The 18419-nt window shown below is 67.1% G+C and carries 15 protein-coding genes, 1 other RNA gene and 1 pseudogene; all 17 read right to left on the reverse strand.

The features are described from left to right. Positions 1 to 32: 32 nt before the first annotated feature. Positions 33 to 401: a transfer-messenger RNA gene (ssrA, locus tag QUW25_RS03280) on the reverse strand. 197 nt (positions 402 to 598) lie between these two features. Further along, the gene (locus QUW25_RS03285) at positions 599 to 739 is read right to left on the reverse strand and encodes a rubredoxin (protein ID WP_193529945.1); all 141 of its coding nucleotides are present in this window, start codon (positions 737 to 739) and stop codon (positions 599 to 601) included. Positions 740 to 786: 47 nt separating this feature from the next. Then, positions 787 to 1299, reverse strand: a complete 513-nt coding sequence (locus tag QUW25_RS03290) for a flavin reductase family protein (protein WP_289510814.1) — start codon at positions 1297 to 1299, stop codon at positions 787 to 789. 47 nt (positions 1300 to 1346) lie between these two features. Then, a complete protein-coding gene (gene smpB, locus QUW25_RS03295) occupies positions 1347 to 1865 on the reverse strand; it encodes an SsrA-binding protein SmpB (RefSeq protein WP_289510815.1) in 519 nt (172 codons plus the stop codon). Next, positions 1852 to 2712: a hypothetical protein gene (locus QUW25_RS03300; RefSeq protein ID WP_289510816.1), complete on the reverse strand. Its 861-nt coding sequence runs from the start codon at positions 2710 to 2712 to the stop codon at positions 1852 to 1854. The genes smpB and QUW25_RS03300 overlap by 14 nt, the downstream gene beginning before the upstream one ends. 56 nt (positions 2713 to 2768) lie before the next feature. Beyond that, a complete protein-coding gene (gene rnr, locus QUW25_RS03305) occupies positions 2769 to 4814 on the reverse strand; it encodes a ribonuclease R (RefSeq protein WP_289510817.1) in 2046 nt (681 codons plus the stop codon). 179 nt (positions 4815 to 4993) lie between these two features. Then, positions 4994 to 5932, reverse strand: coding sequence for a permease-like cell division protein FtsX (gene ftsX / locus QUW25_RS03310; protein ID WP_289510818.1), 939 nt, complete (start codon positions 5930 to 5932; stop codon positions 4994 to 4996). Further along, positions 5919 to 6905: a cell division ATP-binding protein FtsE gene (gene ftsE, locus QUW25_RS03315; protein WP_289510819.1), complete on the reverse strand. Its 987-nt coding sequence runs from the start codon at positions 6903 to 6905 to the stop codon at positions 5919 to 5921. The genes ftsX and ftsE overlap by 14 nt, the downstream gene beginning before the upstream one ends. 184 nt (positions 6906 to 7089) lie before the next feature. After that, positions 7090 to 8028 carry a transketolase family protein gene (locus QUW25_RS03320; protein ID WP_289510820.1) on the reverse strand — a complete coding sequence of 313 codons (939 nt, stop codon included), beginning with the start codon at positions 8026 to 8028 and terminating at the stop codon, positions 7090 to 7092. 1 nt (position 8029) lies between these two features. After that, positions 8030 to 8869 (reverse strand): annotated as a pseudogene (locus QUW25_RS03325) (transketolase); the annotation flags it as partial. Between the two features lie 34 nt (positions 8870 to 8903). Continuing rightward, on the reverse strand, positions 8904 to 9587 hold the full coding sequence (locus QUW25_RS03330; RefSeq protein WP_289510821.1) for a transaldolase family protein: 684 nt from the start codon (positions 9585 to 9587) through the stop codon (positions 8904 to 8906). Positions 9588 to 9675: 88 nt separating this feature from the next. Next, positions 9676 to 9969, reverse strand: a complete 294-nt coding sequence (locus QUW25_RS03335; protein ID WP_289510822.1) for a PTS sugar transporter subunit IIB — start codon at positions 9967 to 9969, stop codon at positions 9676 to 9678. Then, entirely contained in the window at positions 9969 to 10421 is a 453-nt protein-coding gene (locus QUW25_RS03340) for a PTS sugar transporter subunit IIA (protein WP_289510823.1), read from the reverse strand. Before QUW25_RS03340 ends, QUW25_RS03335 begins: the two co-directional genes overlap by 1 nt. Positions 10422 to 10530: 109 nt before the next feature. Next, positions 10531 to 11406, reverse strand: a complete 876-nt coding sequence (locus tag QUW25_RS03345; RefSeq protein ID WP_289510824.1) for a YitT family protein — start codon at positions 11404 to 11406, stop codon at positions 10531 to 10533. Then, positions 11403 to 12518, reverse strand: coding sequence for a peptide chain release factor 2 (gene prfB / locus QUW25_RS03350; protein WP_289510825.1), 1116 nt, complete (start codon positions 12516 to 12518; stop codon positions 11403 to 11405). The genes QUW25_RS03345 and prfB overlap by 4 nt, the downstream gene beginning before the upstream one ends. Further along, positions 12519 to 15383 (reverse strand): preprotein translocase subunit SecA, encoded by a 2865-nt coding sequence (secA, locus tag QUW25_RS03355; protein ID WP_289510826.1) that lies wholly within the window; start codon positions 15381 to 15383, stop codon positions 12519 to 12521. 140 nt (positions 15384 to 15523) lie between these two features. Beyond that, the gene (locus QUW25_RS03360) at positions 15524 to 18388 is read right to left on the reverse strand and encodes a bacterial transcriptional activator domain-containing protein (protein ID WP_289510827.1); all 2865 of its coding nucleotides are present in this window, start codon (positions 18386 to 18388) and stop codon (positions 15524 to 15526) included. Positions 18389 to 18419: the final 31 nt, after the last annotated feature.

Consider the following 18419-nt stretch of genomic DNA (forward strand, 5'->3'; position numbering starts at 1 on the left):
CGGCCCGGGGGCCAGCGACCGCGGAGCGTACATGGTGGAGGTGCGGAGAATCGAACTCCGGTCCAAAGCAGATCCCTGACAGGTGTCTCCAGGCTCAGTTACCGGTTGGGTCTCGGACGCCGCGCACCCGGCAACCCGCGCTTGGCGTCCCAGCCGGTTCAATCTTTTCAAGCGGCATACCGGCTACGTCCGCTCGAGCATCTCCCTCAAATGACGTCGCCGCGGAAACGGGAGCAATCTCCGCTTTGACGCGCCGCTATCTAATTAAGCAGCGAGAGCCAGCTGGGGCTCAAAAGAGTTGTTGTCGTCAATTCAGTTTGACGGTACCCCTGTTTAACGTGGCGAGGAGACCACGGCCTGCTGCCCATCTCAGACCCACCCTGTCGAAACCAGTCACCCCCGGGTGCCGGACAAGGCTAGGGCGGCGAGAAGGACCACCCACCATGCGGCTGTCAACGTACGCGCCGCTTGCGCGGCCGTGGGGGTATTCTACCCGTTTTCCCGGACACGAATCGCGAGAAGAGCGGGGCAGCCCTCCGCGGAAGGCCGCCCCGGCGTCGTCATGATGATGACAAACTACCCTGTCACCTTTGTCAGGTTACTCCTCGACGAGCTCGAACATGTCGGGGCCAACGCCACAGACCTCGCAGACAAAGTCCTCGGGCAGCTCGGGGGTGTCGACGGTGACCTCCCAGCCGCAGACGGTGCAGCGGAACGTGTACTTCTTCTCCTCGGACATGCGTGTCTCCTCTCAACTTGTAAGGGCGCCTCTCGCCCTGACCTAACTTATACCCCAATGTAGGAAGAGGCCTTCGGTGGCGTCTTGCCCTTGAGCGTTGTGTGGTAATACAAGTACGTCATGGGCGGCACGTCAGAGAGGTTGCCCGCGTCCACGACCTCGCCCACAAAGGTGAGGTGCGTGCCCACGTCAACGGTCTGGACCACGTTGCACGCCACGAAGGAGCACGTGTGCTCGGCGGGGTACGGGTCGCCGGTTGCGGCAACGGCGCTGGCGATGCCGTCGTACTTGTCCTCACTCGCAGACGTGCGGAAGCCAAAGCGCCCCACAAAGAGCATGTCCGCGGACTCGTCCACCACGGCAAGCGAGAAGTGCCCGGCGCGCTCGATGGCGCCGCAGGTGAAGTTGTCCTTGTTCACGGTCACCGAGACCTGGAGCGGGCTGGACGTCACCTGCAGCCCGGTGTTGACGATGCAGGCGCCCACGCGCTCGCCCTTACCCGGGTTCGCCGAGACCACGTAGAGGCCCGAGGAAAACTTGAACAGTGCCGTTGCGTCCATGCCCTTCTCCTTTCCGATGTTACGAAGGGACGGTCCCTTCGTAACATTTACCGGTTGAGCTCCTTCAGGGCGCGGGCGATCTCGCGGTCGGAGTCGCGCCGCGCCATGTCCGCGCGCTTGTCGTAAAGTTTCTTGCCGCGCGCGAGGCCAATGGCCAGCTTCACGCGGTTGTGCTCGTCAAAGTAGATCTCCAGCGGCACGAGCGCCATGCCCTTCTGGCGCAGCTTGGCGTCCAGGTAGTCGATCTGGCGGCGGTGCAGCAGGAGACGCCGCTTGCGGTCGGGGTCCACGTTCCACACGCCGCCGTTTGAGTAGGGGTGGATGTGCACGCCGTGAAGCCACGCCTCGCGCCCGCGGATGAGGCAGAAGCAGTCCGTGAGCTGGCAGGCGCGCTCGCGCAGGCTCTTCACCTCGGTGCCTGTGAGCTCGATGCCCGCCTCGAGGGTCTCGTCGATGAAGTACTCGTGGCGCGCGGAGCGGTTCTTCGCGATGGTCTTCTTGCCCGGGCCGGCCTGCTTGGCCTTGGCGGCGGCAGCGGCCTGGCGCACGACCTTACTCTTCGCCATCTGCCGCCCCCTCAAGGCTCGCGTCCGTCTCGTGGATGAGCTCGAGAAGCGCCTTGCACGCGGCCTCGCCCACCAGGTCTCGGGCGCGCAGCGTCAGCGTGGCGGCAACGTCGCGGGCGCCGGCGGCGGCAGCGTCCCCGGCGCACATGAGCAGGCAGACGGCAATCTCCGCGTTGGCGCCGTCCGGCAGGCCCTCGGCGGCCAGGAGCTCGCGCATCTCGGCGTCGTCCACGAGGTCCGGGTCCTTCTCGGTGCCCGCGGCCTGGTTGAGCGCGGCATCGAGCGTGGAGTCGGGCATGCCGAGGGCGCGCGCCGCACGGAGCGCCGCCGCTGCGGTGCGGGGCTTCTCGCACACCTCAAAGTAGCCCGAGAAGTTCACGAACGCCCTCACCAGGTGGCGCACGTCGCTCGCGCGCTCAAAGACGCTGTAGGTGAGCGCCAGGTACTCCTGCATGTCCCCGGCCACGCGGAAGAGGTCGGCCAGGTTGAGGCGATAGCTGCAGTCCATGGGGTTCCAGCGCACGGCGCGCTTGAGCGCCTCCGTGGCCTCGTCGTAGTCTCCGACCTGCACGCTCGCGAGGGCAAGGTCGTTGTAGAGGCGGTCAAGCGGCTCGCCCACGTCGCGCAGCTCGCGCGGGTCGTCCTCCACGCGGCGATACGCCAGGCGCTCAAAGAGCGTGGGGAAGCTGAACCACTGCACCTCATCGGTGGTGGGGCAGTTCTTGTCCACGTACTCCTCGGCGTCCTCGGCAAGGCGGGCGAGAAGGTCCGCGGCCTGCTCGGCCTCGCCCTGGAGCATGAGGCCCTCGGCGCGCTCGAGCTCGTCCGTCAGCGTTGTCTGGTTCATATGACCTCCCGGCGGCACATGCCGCCCGTCAAACAGCTAGGTTCTTAGTGTTCCCATTATCGCGCAGGCGTATCGGCGCGGCGAGAAGTACCTCGCGGGCGGCCTCCCCGAACCAGTGCGAGGTCAATCTGGCCGCGTGCCACGTTTGTCCCCGTCACCTCAACGGCAACGCGCCGGCCGAGCCGCCACACCTCGCCGCTCTCCTCCCCCGTGAGCGTGAGACGTGCGTCGTCGTAGGAGAACCACTCGTCCCCAAGGGCACGGACGGGCACGAGTCCCTCGGCATACGTCTCGTCGAGCGTCACAAAGAGGCCAAAGCTCGCGCAGCCCGAGACCACCCCCGAGAAGCGCTCGCCCACGCGCTCGGAGAAGAGCTCGGCCATCTTGATCTTCTGCGAGGCACGGGCGGCGCCGTCCGCGGCGCGCTCGCGCTCCGAGCACGTCCGGCAGAGCTGCGGCAGGGCGGCCGCCTGGGCGCGCATCTCGGGCCCCTCCGCGCGGCCGGACAGAAGCGCCTTGAGCGCGCGGTGCACGAGCACATCCGGGTAGCGCCTGATGGGCGAGGTGAAGTGACAGTACGCGCTGGCCCCCAGGGCGTAGTGACCAAGGTTCTGCGGCAGGTAGACGGCCCTTCTCTGCGCGCGCAGGAGCAGCGCTCCCACCATGGGCGCGCAGGGCAGGCCGTCGGCGCGCTCGAGCACCCCCCGGATGGCGTGCGCGCTCCCCGAGAGCAGCCCCGCCGCGTCCTCGCCGTCGAGCACCCCGAGCTCCCTGAGCGGCTGAAGACAGGCCTTGAGGTCGTCCGGCGCGGGCGGCTCGTGCACGCGGTAGGCAGCCGGGGCCTCCGCGCTCGCCAGCCGCTCCGCCACGCACTCGTTTGCGAGCAGCATGGCCTCCTCGATGAGACCCGTCGCGCGCGTGCGCCGCCGCACGGAGACGCCCGTTGGGTGCCCCGCGTCATCCAGCGTCACGCGAGCCTCGACGGTCTCGAAGTCGATGGCGCCGCGGTCACGCCGCACGCGCTCGCGCAGCGCGCGAATCTCATCGAGCGCGCGCAGCGTCTCGGCGACCCGCTCGTCCGGCACAGTGCCCGAGCCGTCGAGAAACGCATCAACCTCGTCATAGCAGAGGCGGGCGGCGGAGCGGATGGCCGAGGGGAACGCGCGGGCGCGCGTTACCGCGCCGCGGGCGTCCAGGCGCATGAGGACGCTCATCGCGAGCCGGTCCTCGCCCGGGCGCAGCGAGCACACGTCATTTGAGAGGCGCTCGGGCAGCATGGGGATAACACGGTCCACGAGGTAGGCGGAGCAGGTGCGCCGCTTCGCCTCGTTGTCGACGGGCGTGTCCGCGCCCACGTAGTGCGTGACGTCCGCAATGTGCACGGCAAGCTCGTAGCCGCCGTCGGGCAGGCGGCGCGCGCCCACGGCGTCGTCAAAGTCGCGCGCGTCGGCGGGGTCGACGGTCACGCAGAGCTCGTCGCGCAGGTCACGGCGGGATGGCTCCCGCGCCAGCGCGCCGTCAACGTCCGCCACGATCTTCTCGGCCTGCTCAAGCACACTTGGCGAGAAGTCCCCGGGCAGCCCAAAGCTCGCGACCACGGACTCCACGTTGAGGTCCACCTCGTTCGCCGCGCCCACGCGACGCTCGAGCGTCACGACGGGAGAACTCTTGCGCGTGGGGTACTCGGTGATGCGCGCCACCACCACGTCCCCGTCCGCGACCCCCAGCCTGCGCGGGCTCTCGTCCTCCGGCACCACAAAGAAGTCGTGCCCGATGCGCGCGTCGAGCGGACGGACGGCACCGAGCGGCCCCGCCTGTGCGTAGCGCCCGAGAAACGTAATCACGGCGCGAGAGAGCACGGAGCGCACCACCGCGCGCGGGGCGCGGCCACGCTGCTCGATGATCGCGACCTCGACCTCGTCGCCGTTCATCGCCTCGCGCTGACCGTGGCGCACGAGCTCGAGGTCGCCCTCCGGGGTCTCCACGTGAGCGGCCCCCGGGCGGGACACCACCAGCATACCCGTGAGCGTATGGTGCTGCTTTCGCGGCCCGCCGGAGCGGCTGCGGCGCCGGTTTCCGTGATGCAGCCTCCCGCGTCCCATGCGACCCTCCGTCCTTCTCGCCCGCGTCTTGTCTGCCTCCAGCTTATCGCATGCCCCCCCTTGGATGGAGACCCGACGGGCGCATACGGAGGGCCCCGGCATTCCGGAGAGAAGTTCCACGAAGTGCACTTCTCGGAGGAATGCCGGGGCCCCAGGGACCGTTAGCACGATCGGTCGGACTACACCTTGAGGTAGCGCCTCATGGCGATAGCAGAGCCAAACAGGCCGATCACAACGCCAATCACCAGCAGGATGCCAAACGTGGCATAGAGCGTGGCGGTCGGAATCTCAAACGAGAGGAACGAGAGGTTGCTCGCGAGCGCCGGCATCACAACGCTCATGCCGCCGGCAAGGGCAGCAATGGCGAGAAGCGCGGCGATGAGGGCCTCGAGCGTGCCCTCCATGACGAAGGGCCCGCGGATGAAGCCGTTGGACGCGCCAACGAGACGCATGATGGCGATCTCGCGACGGCGCGCCGTGATGGCGAGGCGAATCGTGTTGTTGATGAACACGAAGGCCACAAACGTCAGCAGGGCAACGAGGATGACCGCGCCAAAGCGAATGTAGTTCGTGAACTCGAGCAGGCGCTCGACGGTGCCCTGGCCATAGAGGACGTCCTCGGTGGCGCTGGTCGTGGGGTCGTCGGCGCCGTCGCGAATCTGGGCGAAGGTGGGGTCAGAAGCGACCTTCTCGGCGGTGGCCTGGACCTGCTGCGCGTCCGTCAGGCGAATGACGAGGGAGGCGGGCAGGGGGTTCTCGCCGTCAAGCGCGGCGACGGCGTCGCTCGCGTTGCGGTTGGACATCGAGGTGCGGTACTCCTCGAGCGCCTCGTCCTTGGACTTGTAGGTCACGGACTCAACGTTGTCCCAGCTCTCGACCTCGGCCTTGAAGGCGTCAACGGAGGCCTGGTCGGCGTTGTCGGAGAGGAACGCCTGGATGGTGAGGCTGTCCTCAACGCCGCCGAGCACGCTGTTGATCATGGCGGAGCCAAGGATGAAGAGACCGATGATGAAGAGCGAGAGGAAGATCGTCACGATGGCGCCGAGGACGGTCGTCCAGTTGCGGCGAAAGTGATGACCCGCCTCGCGCAGGGAATAGCCAATGTTAGAGGGCGCCATAGTAGCCGTAGCCTCCCTTCTCCTGGTCGCGGACCACGTGGCCGGCCTCGAGCGCGATGACGCGCTTGCGCATGGAGTCGACCATCTCACGGTCGTGCGTCGCCATGACGACGGTGGTGCCGGCGCGGTTGATGAGGTCGAGCAGCTTCATGATGCCGAGCGAGATCGCCGGGTCGAGGTTGCCCGTGGGCTCGTCGCAGACGAGCAGCGGGGGGCGGTTGACCATGGCGCGCGCAACGGAGACGCGCTGCTGCTCGCCGCCGGAGAGCTGGTCGGGGAAGTGCTGCATGCGCTCGGCAAGGCCAACGAGGCGGAGCACCTCGGGGACCTGCGCCTTGACGACGGACTTGGGCTTGCCGATGCACTCGAGGGCAAAGGCGACGTTCTCGTAGACCGTCTTGTCCGGCAGGAGCTTGAAGTCCTGGTAGACGGTGCCAATCTGGCGACGGAGGTACGGAACCTTCTTGTTGCGCATCTTCGTGAGGTCCTGCCCGGCCACGATCACCTGGCCGGAGCTGGCCTTCAGCTCGCGCGTGATGAGGCGCAGAAGCGACGACTTGCCCGAGCCGGAGTGGCCGACGACAAAGACGAACTCGCCGGGGTAGATGTCGAGGCTCACGTCATCGAGGGCGGGCTTGTTGGGCTGGGCCGGGTAGATGAGTGTGACGTTTTTGAACGACACGGTCGGGGTGCCGGTGCGCTGGACTGCCGGAGCGTCGTCCCCCGCAAGGGACGCGTAGACGCTGCCGCCGGTCGCAGGCTGGCTCTCGGAATCCGCAGGCTCCGACGCCGTCACCACGTGAACGGCCTCGGCGGCCTCCTCCGCCTGGGGGGTCTCGTCAGCAGCGGCGGGCGCGCTGACCTCCTCCGAGGTGGGGAGCTCGTCCTGCGGAGCCGTCTCGGGGACGCTCACGGCATCAAGCGCCGCGTCCTCCGAGCCCTGTCGCTCAGTGCTGCGAAAATGACTGGCCACAGAAGCTCCTTCTTATGCTCAAGATGGACAAATACGCACATAGTCTAGCAAAGGGGCCGCTTGTCAACGGTTATTCCAGTCAAAACCCATATGTGTGTCCACTTTGTACCGGGTACAAAGCGGACGCAAGGGGGCGGGGCCGCTCACCTGCGACCCCGCCCCGGATGCTCGCTATTCTCGGCGCCTAGGCGAGAAGGGCCTCGACCTCGCGGATGATACCGGCAGCGTCGAGGTTGTACTTGTGGAGCAGGTCCACGGCGGGGCCGGACTCGCCGAAGACGTCGTTGACGCCCAGCTTGCGCGTGGGCACCGGGCTCTCGGCAAGCGCGGCGAGCACCGCGTCGCCCAGGCCGCCGATCACGGAGTGCTCCTCGGCGGTGACCACGCGCCCGGTCTTGTGGGCGCTCGCGCGGACGAGCTCCTCGTCGAGCGGCTTGATCGTGTGGATGTTGATGACCTCGGCGGAGACGCCCCTCTCGGCGAGGGTGTCGGCCGCCTCGAGCGCCGCCTGGACCATGAGGCCGCAGGCCACGATCGTGACGTCGGTGCCCTCGCGCAGCACGATGCCGCGCCCGAGCTCGAACTCGTAGGTCTCCGGGTCGTTGAAGACCGGGACGGCCAGGCGGCCGAAGCGCAGGTACATGGGGCCGTCGGTCTCGTAGGCGGCGCGCACGGCGGCCTTGGCCTCCACGTCGTCCGCGGGGACGACGACGGTCATGCCCGGGATGGTGCGCATGAGGGCGATGTCCTCGTTGCACTGGTGGGTGGCGCCGTCCTCGCCCACGGAGATGCCGGCGTGGGTGGCGCCGATCTTCACGTTGAGGTGCGGGTAGCCGATGGAGTTGCGCACGACCTCGAAGGCGCGACCGGCGGCGAACATCGCGAAGGTGCTCGCGAAGGCCACGCGGCCCGTGGTGGCGATGCCGGCGGCGAGGCCCATGAGGTCCTGCTCGGCGATGCCCGCGTCGAAGAAGCGGTCCGGGTAGGCGGCCTTGAACTTGCCGGTCTGCGTGGCGGCGGCGAGGTCGGCGTCGAGGACCACGAAGTCGTCGTGCTCGGCGGCGAGCTCCACGAGCGCCTCGCCGTAGCTCTGGCGGGTGGCCACCTTCTTCACGTCTGCCATGCTAGAGCTCCTTTCCCGCGGCCTCGAGCTCGGCCATGGCCTGGGCGAACTCGTCGTCGTTGGGCGCCTTGCCGTGCCAGCCCACCTGGCCCTCCATGAACGAGACGCCCTTGCCCTTGACGGTCTCGGCGACGATGCACACCGGCTGCCCCGTGACCCCGCGGGCCTCCTCGAAGGCGGCGCGGACCTGGGCCATGTCGTTTCCGTCGGCGAGCTCGATGACGTGGAACTTGAAGGCGCGGAACTTGTCGGCGATGGGCATCGCGGAGTTGACCTCCTCGATGGTGCCGTCGATCTGCAGGCCGTTGTGGTCCACGATCACCACGAGGTTGTCGAGGGCGCGGTTGCCCGCGAACATCGCGGCCTCCCAGACCATGCCCTCCTCGATCTCGCCGTCGCCGAGCAGCGCGAAGACGCGCCAGTCGTCGCCCCAGTGCTTGGCGGCGAGCGCCATGCCGGCGGCGGCGGAGACGCCCTGGCCGAGCGAGCCGGTGGACATGTCCACGCCCGGGGTGTCGTTCATGTTGGGGTGGCCCTGCAGGTGGCTGCCGATGTGGCGCAGGGTCTCGAGGTCCCCCTTGGGGAAGAAGCCGCGCTCGGCGAGCGTCGCGTAGAGCGCGGGGGCGCAGTGGCCCTTGGAGAGGACGAAGCGGTCGCGCCCCTCCCAGCGGGGCTCGTCCGGGCGGACGTTCATCTCCTCAAAGTACAGGTAGGTCAGGATGTCTGCCGCGCCGAGCGAGCCGCCCGGGTGGCCGGACTTGGCCGCGTGCGTGCCCACGAGGATGCCCTTGCGGACCTCGTTGGCAACGCGCGCGAGCTCTGCGTCTGTCATGTGTGCCTCCTTCTGGGGTGTCCGGTTCTTCTCGCCGGCGCGCCTACTGGGCGGCCACTACCTTGGCCCAGTCGGCGTCGAAGGCCGCCATGCCCTGGTCGGTAAGCGGGTGCTTGAGGCACTTCTTGAGCGCGCCGAAGGGCACGGTGGCGATGTCGGCGCCCATGAGGGCGGCCTGCGTCACGTGGTTGGGTGTGCGCACGGAGGCGGTGATGATCTCCACCTGGTCGTCGACGTTCTTGCCGGACCAGTCGTAGTTGCCGATGCAGGTCACCACGTCGGCGAGCTGGGAGATGCCGTCCTCGGCGATGTCGTCAAAGCGGCCGACAAACGGGGAGATGTAGCGCGCGCCCGCGTTGGCGGCGAGAAGGGCCTGCGGGGCCGAGAAGACCAGCGTCATGTTGACGCGGACGCCCTCGGAGGCGAGCTGGTGCGTGGCGGCGAGCGCCTCGGCGCAGATCGGGAGCTTGACGACGATGTTGGGAGCGAGCGCGGAGAGGCGGCGGCCGTCGGCGATCATGTCCTCGGTGGTCTTGGCCTGGGACTCGGCGGAGACGGGGAGCCCCTCGCACATCTCGGCGATCTTGACCATGTGGGCCTCAAAGTCGGCGAGCTTGCCGCCGGTGCGCGCGTAGAGCGACGGGTTGGTGGTCACGCCCGCCAGACAGCCCCAGGAGAGGGCCTCGCGGATCTCGTCGAGGTCGGCGGTGTCGATGAAGAACTTCATGTCGAGCTCCCTTCACGTTTGCGTTTTATGACAAGTTACCCTGTCACCCTTGTCATGATGACAGTTTACCCTGTCACTTTTGTCAGGTTTAGGCGCGGGCGTCGAGCCACGAAACGAGCTTCTGCTTGATCTCGTCTTTGTCCACGATGTTGGTTATACCCACGGAGCTCGGAACGCGCGGGTCCGCCTCGAGCTCGCCCACGAGGTCCGTCATGGTGATGACGAGGTCCCCGTCAAACTCGGAGAGCTCGTCCACGCTGCCGTGACGGGTCTCGATGGGAAGCCCCTCCTCGGCAATGACCTGCTTGCACTTGGCCTCGAGCATCATCGAGGAGCCGATTCCCGCACGGCAGCAGACGAGCGCACGATACACCTTTGGCATCAGAGTCTCCCTTCCTTGGCCTTGACCAGCTCGACGACCTTCGCCGGCGTCTTGGCGCGGTCGAGCTGCGCAAAGAAGTCGGCGTCGGACAGAATCTCAACAAGGGACTGCAGCGCCCCCAGATGGCCGTCGTCATCGGTTGCCGAGAGCGGGAAGAGGTAGCGCACCGGGTCGTTGGCGCTGCCAAACTCAACGGGCTCCCTCAGCGTGACAACGCCCACCGCCGGCTCGAGCGCGCCGCACTCGGGGCGCGCGTGGGGCAGCGCCACGTGCGGCGCAATGACAATATAGGGACCAAGATCCTTCACGCCGGAAATGATGTCCTCAACGTAGCTCGGGGCAATCTTCCCCGCGTCGAGCAGCGGTCGCGTTGACGTCCTGACGGCGTCCTCCCAGTCGTCCGCCTCGACGCCCAGTTGGACAAATCCCTCATCGAGAAGATCGCTCAGCATGTCACTCGCTCCGTCTCTCCTGCCACGCGCGCTGCGCGGGCCCACGGCCACCATCCTGATAGTGTGTCATGAAACGAAGCGGCGGGCGTCGACTTCCGCCAGCGGTCGGTCAACCGGTAATCTGATGGAACCCCTCGCCAAAGGCCTCGTGCACCTCGGAGATGATCACGATTGCCTCGGGGTCGCACACGGTCACAATCTGCTTGAGGCGCATGACCTCAGAGCGCCCGAGCACGCAGAGAAGGACGGGGCGCTCCTTGCCACTCCAGACGCCGCGCGCCTGGAGCTCGGTGCAGCCGCGGTTGAGCGTGTAGAGGATCTCGTTGGCAATCTCCGCGTGCTTCTCGGAGATGATGTAGGCCGCTCGCGCCGAGCGGGGCCCGTCCACCACGGCATCTATCACCTTGCCGCTGATGAACATCGCCACGGCTGCGTAGAGCGCCTGCTCGATGGAGAAGACCGTGGCGGAGAAGGCGATGATGACGCCGTCCACGATGATGACCGCAACGCCCACGGGGATGCCCGTCCTGCCGGAGAGCACCTGGGCCACGATGTCGGTGCCGCCGGTGTTGCCGCCGGTGCGAAACACCAGGCCAAGGCCTATGCCCGTAATGACGCCGCCCCAGAGGGCGCACAGCAGGAGGTCATTCTCGCCGCCCAGGACGGGAAGAACGGGCACGAGGGCGTCCGTGAGCACGCCGCACGCGATGATACCGGCCACGGTCCGCGCGATGTAGCCCTTGTCGCCCGAGCGCACGACGAGCGCCATGAGCAGGGCGTTCATGACGATGGTCTGAAGGCCGACGGGCAGCGTGAACCCCACGGACTCGGCAATGGCGGAAAAGACCGTCGCCAGGCCCGTGACGCCTCCCGCCGCCAGGCCGTAGGGAATCTCAAAGCAGTCCACACCCACGGCAAAGAGGGCCGAGCCAACCACGATGAAGAGGGCGTCGCGCACGACGGTGCGCCAGGGCACGCGACTCACGAGTCCCGTCCTCCCCCAACGAGCCAGCGATGGTAGCCAACAATGAAGGGGTCGAGGTCGCCGTCATCGAGGACGGAGTCCACGTTGCCCGTCTCCACGCCGGTGCGCAGGTCCTTGACGAGCTGGTACGGGTAGAGGACGTAGCTCCTGATCTGGTTGCCAAAGCCGATGTCGTGCTTGGGGCCGCGCAGCTCGTCGAGCTCCTCGGCGCGGCGCGCGAGCTCCATCTCGTAGAGGCGGCTCCTGAGCACGCTCATGGCAAACGCCTTGTTCTGGAGCTGGCTGCGCTCGTTCTGGCAGGTGACCACGATACCCGTGGGCAGGTGCGTGATGCGCACCGCGGAGTCCGTGGTGTTGACGCCCTGGCCACCGTGGCCCGAGGCGTGATAGACGTCGATGCGAAGATCATTGGGGTCAATCTCGACCTCAACGTCATCGGGGAGCACGGGCAGCACCTCAACGCCGGCAAACGTGGTCTGGCGGCGCTTCTTGGCGTCGGTGGGCGAGATGCGCACCAGGCGATGGACGCCCTGCTCGGCGCGCAGCATCCCGTAGGCGTTCCTGCCGCTCACGGTGAAGGTGGCGCGATCGAGACCGATGACCTCGCCGGGCTCGGCGTCGTTGACGGTGACCTTCCAGCCGCGGCGCTCGCAGTAGCGCTGGTACATGCGGAAGAGCATCTCGCACCAGTCCTGCGCCTCAAGGCCGCCCTGCCCCGGCGTCACGGTGACGATGGCGTCACCGTGGTCGAGCTCGTCCGTGAACCAGCTCGAGAGCTCCAGCTCGGAGAGGTCGTGCTCGAGCGATTCCGCAAGATGGGCGGCCTCGGCGAGAAGGTCCTCGTCGTCGGTCTCGTCCGCCAGCTCAAGGGCAGCGGAGGCGTCCTCGAGCTTCTCGCGTGCGGACTCGATGCCCGCCACGGAGTCACGGGCGGCGGAGAGCTGCTCCATGACGGCGCGCGCGGCCTCGGCATTATCCCAGAAGCCCGGCTCGGCGCTCTTTGCCTCGAGCTCGGAGACCTTGCCCCTGAGCTCCTCTATGTGGAGGTATCCCTCGACCTCGTCGAGCCGGCTGGCCAGCGCGGCGAGGTCGGGCCTGCTCGTATCCGCCATCTACCGGTTCCTGCCGTGGCAGTTCTTGAACTTCTTCCCGCTGCCGCAGGGGCAGGGGTCGTTGCGCCCCACGCCCACGTAGGGGTCGGGGTCATCCGCCTTCCGGTAGGTGCGCGGCTTGGACGCGCCGAGCGCGTTGCCCTGGGGAGGCGCCCCAACGGCGCCGGGCTTTGCGACGGCGGCGGGGGCGCGACGGGCGCCCTGGTCGCCATCCACCTCGGCGGGGCCGGAGTACTGGGCGCCGCGCAGCTCGGAGGGCTCCTCCTCGGCCGGTGCCGGCGCGGCGGGCCTCACCACGATCTCAAGGCGCAGGATGGTGCGGAGGAAGTCCTCGTACATGGTGTTGACGAGCTCGGCAAAGGCCGCGTAGGCCTCGGTCTTGTACTCGACGAGCGGGTCGCGCTGGCCAAAGCCGCGCAGGCCAATGCCGGTCTTGAGGTAGTCCATCTCCTGGAGGTAGGACATCCAGCGCGTGTCGATGACGCGCAGCATGACCTGGGCGGAGAGCATGTGCATGGGCTCCGCGCCAATGCGCTCGGCCTTCTCGGCAAAGCAGCCGTCGACAAACTCCTTGACCGTCTCCGCAACGTCGCCCTCGCCCTGGCCCTCCTCGACGCCGGGAACGTCCTTGCGGCCGGTGAGCTCCTGGAGCCACCGCTCGAGCCCGCGGACGTCCCAGTCCGCCTGCTTGGAGCCCTCCGGGCAGAACTCGGAAACCTCGCGCTGGACCGTGTCATAGGTCACCTCGTCGATGTGCTCCATGAGGTCCTTGCCGTCGAGGATCTTGTTGCGCTCCTCGTAGATGACCTGGCGCTGGGTGTTCATGACGTTGTCGTAGTCGAGGACGTTCTTTCGCATGGCGAAGTTGATCTCCTCGATCTTGCGCTGCGCGCTCTCAACGGCCTTCGTGACCATCTTGGCCTGGATGGGCATGTCGTCGGGCATGTCGTAGCGCTGCATCATCGCAGAGATCTTGTCCATGCGGTCCCCGCCGAAGAGGCGCATGAGGTCATCCTCAAGCGAGAGGTAGAACTGGGTCTCGCCAGGGTCGCCCTGACGGCCGGAGCGGCCGCGCAGCTGGTTGTCGATGCGGCGGCTCTCGTGGCGCTCGGTGCCAATGACGCACAGGCCGCCCGCGTCGATGACGTGGCGCTTCTCCACCTCGCAGCGCTCCTTGGCGCGCGCGAGCGCTGAGGCGTGCTCCTCGGCGATGGACGCCAGCGTCTCCGGCTCGATCTCTATCCCCTGCTTGGCGAGCTCGGACGCCTTGAGGCGCGCCGGGTCGCCCGCGGCAAGGATGCGGCGCACCACGTCGCGCTCCACGCCAAAGTCGAGCTCGAGCACGGCCTCCTCGGCAAGCTCCTCGGGGTTGCCGCCGAGCAGGATGTCCGTGCCACGGCCGGCCATGTTCGTCGCGATGGTGACGGCGCCCTCACGGCCCGCCTGGGCGACGATCTGCGCCTCGCGCTCGTGATACTTGGCGTTGAGGACGTTGTGCTTGATGCCGCGCTTGTCGAGGATGCGCGAGAGCTTCTCGGAGTTCTCAATGGAGACGGTGCCCACCAGGCACGGCTGACCCTTGGCGTGGCGCTCCACGACGTCGTCCGCCACGGCCTTGAACTTGGACTCGATGGTGCGGTAGACAAGGTCGTCGTGGTCCTGTCGGATGACCGGCTTGTTGGGCGGAATCACCTGCACCGGGATGTGGTAGACCTCGCGGAACTCCGCGTCCTCCGTCATGGCCGTGCCCGTCATGCCCGCAAGCTTGTCGTACATGAGGAAGTAGTTCTGGAGCGTGATGGTGGCGAGCGTCTGGTTCTCCTCGCGGACAATCACGCCTTCCTTTGCCTCGATGGCCTGGTGCAGGCCCTCGGAGTAGCGCCTGCCCTCCATGATGCGGCCGGTGAACTCGTCGACGATCTTGACCTCGCCGTCCACGACCACGTACTGCTGGTCGCGATGGAACATGTACTCGGCCTTGAGCGCCTGCTGGAGGTGGTTCACCAGCTGGCCGGACACGTCGCCGTAGATGTCATCGATCCCAAGGGCGCGCTCCACCTTCTCCAGGCCCTCGTCGGTGGTGGCAATGGTGTGCTTGGCCTCGTCCATCTCGAAGTCGACCTCGGGGATGAGCCCGCGCACCGCGCGCGCAAAGTCCTTGTAGGTGGCGGCGGACTTGCTGCCGGCGCCGGAGATGATAAGCGGGGTCCTCGCCTCGTCGATGAGGATGGAGTCCGCCTCGTCCACGATGGCGTAGTGGTGCCCGCGCTGCACGCGCATGCTAGCCCGCGTGACCATGTTGTCGCGCAGGTAGTCAAAGCCAAACTCGGAGTTGGTGCCGTAGGTCACGTCCGCCTCGTAGGCGGGCTTCTTGAGCGGGAGGCGCATGCCGTTCTGAATGAGGCCCACGGACATGCCCAGGAAGCGGTAGATCTGGCCCATCCACTCGCTGTCGCGCTTGGCGAGGTAGTCGTTGACGGTAACGATGTGGACGCCCTTGCCGGGGATGGCGTTGAGGTAGCCGGCGAGCGTCGAGACGAGCGTCTTGCCCTCGCCCGTCTTCATCTCGGCAATGGTGCCGCGGTGCAGCGCGATGCCACCGATGATCTGCACGTCAAAGTGGCGCAGGCCCGTCGTTCTCACCGACGCCTCGCGAACCGCTGCAAACGCGTCCGGAAGCAGCTGGTCGAGGGTCTCCCCCGCGGCGTAGCGCTCGCGAAAGCCCGCCGTGACCGCGTGGAGCTCATCGTCCGACATGGCCTGGTACTTGGGCTCGAGCTCGTTCACCTGCGCGGTGATGCGCTCGTATTCCTTGAGCTCCTTGTCCGAGCCCAGAGAGAGGAGTTTGGAGAGAAAGTTTGCCATCGGTCTTCCTTCTGCCGTTGCCATGCGATGCCGACAGGGGCACTCAACTTCAACACTCTACCCGTAGCCGCCAGCGATAAGGGCCGCGCGAGGAGGTCTCACCAAAACCGCAACTGAGAGGGAGGGCCCCGGCGAATCGCCTACTCCAACCCCATCTCCCCCAAGAGCCGCTCAGAGGGCCCGCTCGCGCCCAGGCGTCGGAGCCGGGCGCAATGATGGCGAAAGTGGCGCTCGGCCTCAAGCGACCTCCCCCCAGCTTTGAGCGCGCGCACGAGCGTGAGGATGGCGTCCTCCCTCAGCTCGTTTGCGGCGAGGGCGTTGGAGGCGAGACGCGCCGCCGTGCGCTCCTGGCCCATCTCGAGCGCCGCCTCCGCCCCGGCGACCATGGCGTCCGCGTAGAGCTCCCTCAGCTCGTCCCTGAGCTTGGTGACGAGTCCCGTCGAATCGTCGGAGGGAACATAGAGATCCCCCGCGTAGAGGCTCTCCGCCTGCCGTGCCATCGAAAGCGCGCGCATGGGGTCGGAGGCGTCCGAGGCCTCTCTCGCAAAGGCCCTGAAAAGGTCAACGTCACATCTCACGAGACCCATGTCCAGCGATATCTCCCGGCTTGAGCGGCTGGTGACAAACGGGTCGAGCCCTGGCTCAATCTCCGCGATCGCCGCCCTGAGGGCGCTTGTCGCCTGATAGGCCTTGTTAAAGCCCGTGACGTAGTCCTTGCCCGGCCATACCTGGTCCACAAGCTGAAAGCGCTTGGCGCTGCCGCCGCGCTGCAGCACGAGGTACTCGAGAAGGGCCTTGGCGTTTCTGCGCTCGAGCTTCCAGTCTGGGATCCGGACCCCTCGCACGTAGACCGCGCAGCCGCCGAGCAGCGTCACGTCAATGGGAATCTTCGACTCTTCCGGGAGGGGGCTTCCCAGACCCCTCGCGAGCGCGGAGGAGGGGGAGCACTCGCTACCCGTTCCACGCCCCCGCGCGGGACCCGCCGCCATCCCCGAGAGGGCGCGCTTCCACGACGAGGGAAGACAGCGCCTCAGCAGCGGGGAGAACGTGCCCATGCCATACGCGAGGACCCCCAGGAGCCAGAGCTCGTTTCTCGGCGCGGCCGTCTCGAGCTCCTCCGTCGTGAGGTCCCCCTCGTCGAGCGCCATTGCGGAGAGGACCACGGAGCACACGCGCGAGAGCCCGTCGTGCCCGCCCTCAAGGCACTCGTAAGAGACGCGCTCCCCCAGCATGAAGCCCGCCACGGCCCTCAGAAGGCGCGCAACCCTCCCCAGGTAGACGAGACCCTCTGCCACCGCCCGGTCTGCGGCGAGCTGAGACCTCACGGCAGCCCGTGCCAGGGTCTTGCCCCTCAGGTCGCAGATGCAGCCGGCGAGAAGCGCCACGACCAAGACAAGCGAGTCCCCTTGCCGCTCGGCGCTCGCGGCGAGAGCCTCGGCATCCGTCGAGGCACGCGGGCTTCCCTCCAGCGTCTCGCGAATCACCGACGAGAGGGAAAGGTAGGGGGCCAGCCCGGAAAGCTCGGGCGCGCCCAGGCGCGAGGGCTCCTCGTCCGACGTGGCACCCTCCCCCGCGTCGCCCATTAAGAGCTGGGCCACCTCAAGATCGAGCTCAAGAAGCGCTCCCGAGAGCGTGCGCTCGGACGCTCCCCTGGGATGCGCCACGAGCAGCCTCATGGCGTCGTCCGGCCGGCCATCGGCCATCAGCACGAAGGCCTCACGGTGAAGGTGGAGCCGGTAAACGAGGGGGCTCACGTCCTCCGAGAGCTCAATGCCCCTCGTCCACGGCCCCCTCAGCAGACGCCTTGCCTCCACAAACATCAGGGCTGCCGCGTCGACACCAGAAAGGGTGGCAAGGCGCGCCGCCCCCTCGGCATCAAAGCGCCTGGACGACACGGCATCCATCGCGAGCTCAAGGGACTCGAGCACCGACGGCGGGCACTCGCCCAGGAGCCGCTCGCGCGAGACGGACCTTCTTACGAGGGCAATCTCAGAGACATCGATGAACTCGGCCCCGCGCTCCACCACCATGCGGAGCATTCCGTCTGCCGGCACCATCTTGCAGAGAATCGCGGCGCGGGAATAGTCCCCGCGCGACATGAGAAGGCGGGCGGACCTTGCGAGCACCTCAGAGTGCTCGAGACAGGCGGAGCTCAGGCGGGGCACGGTCGCCATCGAGGCAAGATGCGCGTCCGAGCCAAGGCACGAGAAGCGGTCAAGCCCGGAGGATATGCCAAGAACGGGAGCCTCCGAACAAAGGACCGCAATCATCTCGTCGGGAGAGCGCCCCACGACGCGCTGGACATCGTCTGTCGTCCCCGATCCAAGAAGAAGCATCGCGAGACGAACCTCAAGCTCCTCATCGGAAAGGCCCCTGCGCACGGTTTGCTCCACAAGCGATCCGAGCGCATCAAAGTATGCCTGGGGAGGCGCTCCGGGCGTGCAGCCCGCAAGGCGAGCATCGCCCAGGGAGCGCAGAAGGGAGGGGATGCCCCTCGTGAGCGAGCGCAGCTCCTGCGGGTACCGAGAGCGGGAGATCTCGGCATACCCCAGCGCTAGCAGGTCGGAGGTCCAGATGACGCGATACTCCGGGAGCTCCTCCAAAAGCTGGCGCGCATCGGGAGAGAGCGTGAGAACAACGGAGACGCCAGGGAGCATGGCCTTTCCAAGCGCAGTGACAAAGCGCGAGACCTCATGCTCGTCAAACGACGGAACGTTCTCCAAGACAAGAAGCGTCCTGGCGTCGGGCTTGATAACATCACGGGCGAGACGCGAGAGGGTTCGCACCGCCTTGTTGGGACCTGACGAGCGCAGCTGTCGGGAATGAATCACAAAGCTGCGACGCTGAGCCTCAGAGACAATCTCGCCCACAAGGTCATGGCGGCCCATTCCGGGCTCGGCGCAGATGGCAAGAAGAAGCTGCTCTCCTCGAGAAGAGGCCTCGAAAAGAGCTGTCGGTGAGGCAAAGAGCTTCATCTCATTCTTAACGTGTGAATCATCGGACATCATAAGAACCACTCCATACCGTACTTCCGCG

Origin of the sequence: Thermophilibacter provencensis, assembly GCF_030372065.1 — a bacterium.
GTDB classification, from domain to species: Bacteria; Actinomycetota; Coriobacteriia; order Coriobacteriales; family Atopobiaceae; genus Thermophilibacter; species Thermophilibacter provencensis_A.

Coding starts and splice junctions, on each gene's coding strand:
- QUW25_RS03285 (WP_193529945.1), bottom strand. CDS start 739: ATGTCCGAGGAGAAGAAGTACACGTTCCGCTGCACCGTCTGCGGCTGG.
- QUW25_RS03290 (WP_289510814.1), bottom strand. CDS start 1,299: ATGGACGCAACGGCACTGTTCAAGTTTTCCTCGGGCCTCTACGTGGTC.
- smpB (WP_289510815.1), bottom strand. CDS start 1,865: ATGGCGAAGAGTAAGGTCGTGCGCCAGGCCGCTGCCGCCGCCAAGGCC.
- QUW25_RS03300 (WP_289510816.1), bottom strand. CDS start 2,712: ATGAACCAGACAACGCTGACGGACGAGCTCGAGCGCGCCGAGGGCCTC.
- rnr (WP_289510817.1), bottom strand. CDS start 4,814: ATGGGACGCGGGAGGCTGCATCACGGAAACCGGCGCCGCAGCCGCTCC.
- ftsX (WP_289510818.1), bottom strand. CDS start 5,932: ATGGCGCCCTCTAACATTGGCTATTCCCTGCGCGAGGCGGGTCATCAC.
- QUW25_RS03320 (WP_289510820.1), bottom strand. CDS start 8,028: ATGGCAGACGTGAAGAAGGTGGCCACCCGCCAGAGCTACGGCGAGGCG.
- QUW25_RS03330 (WP_289510821.1), bottom strand. CDS start 9,587: ATGAAGTTCTTCATCGACACCGCCGACCTCGACGAGATCCGCGAGGCC.
- QUW25_RS03335 (WP_289510822.1), bottom strand. CDS start 9,969: ATGCCAAAGGTGTATCGTGCGCTCGTCTGCTGCCGTGCGGGAATCGGC.
- QUW25_RS03340 (WP_289510823.1), bottom strand. CDS start 10,421: ATGCTGAGCGATCTTCTCGATGAGGGATTTGTCCAACTGGGCGTCGAG.
- prfB (WP_289510825.1), bottom strand. CDS start 12,518: ATGGCGGATACGAGCAGGCCCGACCTCGCCGCGCTGGCCAGCCGGCTC.
- secA (WP_289510826.1), bottom strand. CDS start 15,383: ATGGCAAACTTTCTCTCCAAACTCCTCTCTCTGGGCTCGGACAAGGAG.
- QUW25_RS03360 (WP_289510827.1), bottom strand. CDS start 18,388: ATGTCCGATGATTCACACGTTAAGAATGAGATGAAGCTCTTTGCCTCA.